Source organism: Kiloniella spongiae, from assembly GCF_001026905.1.
GTDB lineage: Bacteria > Pseudomonadota > Alphaproteobacteria > Kiloniellales > Kiloniellaceae > Kiloniella > Kiloniella spongiae.
Map to the genome: position 1 here is coordinate 1 of NZ_LAQL01000001.1, position 381 is coordinate 381.

Consider the following 381-nt stretch of genomic DNA (forward strand, 5'->3'; position numbering starts at 1 on the left):
TCTGTATCTGTATAAGTATTGTCACTGATATCTGTCTCAACTCCACTACCAGCCTCTGTAGAAGTCGGCGGTGTATTCGCCTCAATGCTGGAAGAGTTGACTGTAACATCAACATCACCATCAAACCCGGCGCCAACTTCAACGCCAAGCTTTGGCAGAACATCACTCAGGCTCTGGCCTGCAGCTGGAGTTACTGTCCACTCTCCAGGCGTACCTGTCGGCGTTACCGTACCAAAGGCTGCATCAACAACCAAAGTACCCGTGCTCAAGCTAACTGTAACTGAAGTGCTCTCGGATCCATCACCATCGGAACCAACAGGTTGACCATTTACATCAACAGCTGTCCCACTGATACCTAGACCAATAATCTGTGAACCAGAA

General features: G+C 49.1%; 1 protein-coding gene. It reads right to left on the reverse strand.

The annotated features are described in order from the left end of the window. Positions 1–381: hypothetical protein (locus WH96_RS22095; RefSeq protein ID WP_047762105.1), on the reverse strand; the 381-nt coding region annotated here is incomplete at both ends.